The 2,221-nt window shown below is 69.6% G+C and carries 3 protein-coding genes; 1 reads left to right on the top strand and 2 read right to left on the bottom strand.

Annotation, left to right across the window (positions count from 1 at the left end; genetic code table 11):
• The coding region (locus tag BHE75_RS22900) for a potassium channel family protein (protein ID WP_070936454.1) at nt 1-691 on the bottom strand (691 nt) is incomplete at its 3' end.
• The gene (locus BHE75_RS22895) at nt 688-1,710 is read right to left on the bottom strand and encodes a peptidoglycan DD-metalloendopeptidase family protein (protein WP_438830639.1); all 1,023 of its coding nucleotides are present in this window, start codon (nt 1,708-1,710) and stop codon (nt 688-690) included. The genes BHE75_RS22900 and BHE75_RS22895, both read right to left, overlap by 4 nt.
• Before the next feature lie 158 nt (nt 1,711-1,868).
• Between BHE75_RS22895 and BHE75_RS22890 the strand changes: the two genes are divergently transcribed.
• Nucleotides 1,869-2,221 (top strand): DUF1275 family protein (locus BHE75_RS22890; RefSeq protein WP_191225262.1); only part of this gene is annotated, 353 nt, incomplete at its 3' end.

The following is a 2,221-nucleotide window of genomic DNA, read 5'->3' as shown; positions in this document are numbered from 1 at the left end:
TGATCGGCAGGTCGGGCGCCAGGCTGCGCGCCGTCAGCACGATCAGGATCGACGTGTCGTCGCGGCCCGCCGATATGATCATTGCGCGGGCGCGCTCGATATGGACCGCCTTCAGCGTCGCATCGCGCGTCGAATCGCCCTCCAGCACGGAAAGGCCGAGTTCCTCCGCCTCCCCCAGCGCGGCGTTGCGGCCGTCGATGGCGACGATGCGGTCGGGCGGCGTGCCGCGGGCGATCAGCTCGCGCGCGGCTTCCGATCCGCTGGTGCCGAAGCCGGTGACGACGACATGGTCCTTCAGGTTGCGCTGGATCATGCTCATCCGGAACTTCTCCCACAGGCGCTTGAACATGAAGTCGTAGGCGGTTCCCAGGAAGAGCAGCCATACGAACAGCCTGATCGGCGTCACCACGAACGTATCGAACATCCGCGCCCGATCGGTGACGGGAACGATATCGCCGAAGCCGACGGTCGTGACGGTGATCATCGTGAAATAGAGCACGTCGACGAAGCTGACATGCCCGTCCATATTGTCGCGGAGGCCGCCGCGATCGAACCAGTGCACCGCCAGGACGATGCCGAGCAGCCCCAGCACCAGCAGCAGGCGCAGCAGCAGCGTCAGCCAGATCGGCAGCGGAGACTTGCGCCGGAGCGGCGCGAAGCGGGGGACGTGGAAGATGCGGCGCGGTTTCAACCGCGTTTCGGCAGATAGGCCATGGGATCGACCGGCTTGGCCCCCTGGCGGATTTCGAAATGGAGCTGCGGCTCCGCAATGTGCCCGCTGGCGCCGGCACGGGCGATCACCTGGCCGCGCTTCACGGCTTGGCCGCGCGTCACCAGCAATTCCGATGCGTGGGCATAGGCCGTCGTCCAGGTGTCGCTGTGGCGGATCAGGATCAGCCCGCCATAGGCGCTGAGGTCGGTGCCGGCATAGGCCACCACGCCATCGGCCGCCGCCGAGATCGATTGCCCCATGCGGGCGGCGATGTTGATGCCGTTGTTGCGCTGGCCGCTGCCGAAATTGCCGAAGCCGCGCTTGATCGTGCCGGTCAACGGCCAGTCGAACCGGCCGGAGAAGGGCCGGGACGCGGCGATCGCCTCCGTCGACGGCAGCGGCTTGGCGCGGGGCGCGGTGGCGACCGGGCGGGCGGGGGCCTCCCGCTCGGCGAGCGCGGGCTCGCCGCCGGTGATGATATCCTCGATATCGAGATCGAAGGCCGCGGCGCGCTCCTCCAGCGACATTGCCGCCACCTCGGTGGCGGACGGCAGCAGCAGCCGCTGGCCGGTGCGCAGGATATAGGGCTCCTCCAGCGCGTTCATCGTCGCGATGCGCACCCATTCCACGCCATAGGCCCGCCCTATGGCGATGCCGGTTTCGCCGGCGCGCACCTGATGCCAGCGGCCGGCGGGAATCTTCAGCTTCTGGCCGACGCGGATGATGAAGGGCGGATGCAGGCCGTTGGCGCGGGCGATCGCCTCCGATCCGGCGCCCGTCCTGTCCGATACGCGCCGCAGGGTATCGCCCGCGACGACGGTGTAGGTGCCGCCCCGGCTTTCCACGGCATTGGGCGTCACGGCCCGCACCTCGAAGGGAGCCGGGGTCGGGGTGGGCGCGGCGGGCCGCGCCGGCGCCGGCGTTTCCGGGGCCACGGGCACCGGCACCGGGGCAGGCATCGGCCGGCTGCGCGGCGCGACGCAGCCGGAAACGGCCATCAGGGCAAGCAATATCCCGGAGGAACGAACGGTCGGCCGGCCAAGCATGTCGCCGTGTCTAGGCAATCGCGCGGTGGGATGGAATAGGCGGGCGCCGTTTCGTGGCCGATATAAGCGGCATCTCGTCAAGATATCTTTGCCTCGCTAGGATCGTGCCCGTGACCCGCTATGATCGACGGACCTGGCTACTGGCCGCCTGCCTTTCCGCGCTGGCGGGCTTCGTCGATGCCGTGGGCTTCCTGAAGCTGGGCGGCTTCTTCGTCTCGTTCATGAGCGGCAATACCACGCGGCTGGGCGTGGGGCTGTTCAACCATGGCCGGGATGCGGCGATCGCGGCGGGGCTGCTCGGCCTGTTCGTGGCGGGCGTGGTGCTCGGCGCCTCGGTCGGCCGGCTGGCCGATCCGGATCGGCGCCCGGCGCTGCTGGCGCTGATGGCCATGCTGCTCGGCACGGCCGCCGGCGCGGCGATGGCGGGCGCGGACAGGATCGCCGTGGTGCTGATGGCGGTCGC

Origin of the sequence: Edaphosphingomonas haloaromaticamans (assembly GCF_001853345.1) — a bacterium.
Classification (GTDB): domain Bacteria; phylum Pseudomonadota; class Alphaproteobacteria; order Sphingomonadales; family Sphingomonadaceae; genus Sphingomonas_E; species Sphingomonas_E fennica.
Note: the sequence above shows the minus strand (reverse complement) of the source record. Positions and strands in the feature narration are given on the sequence as shown.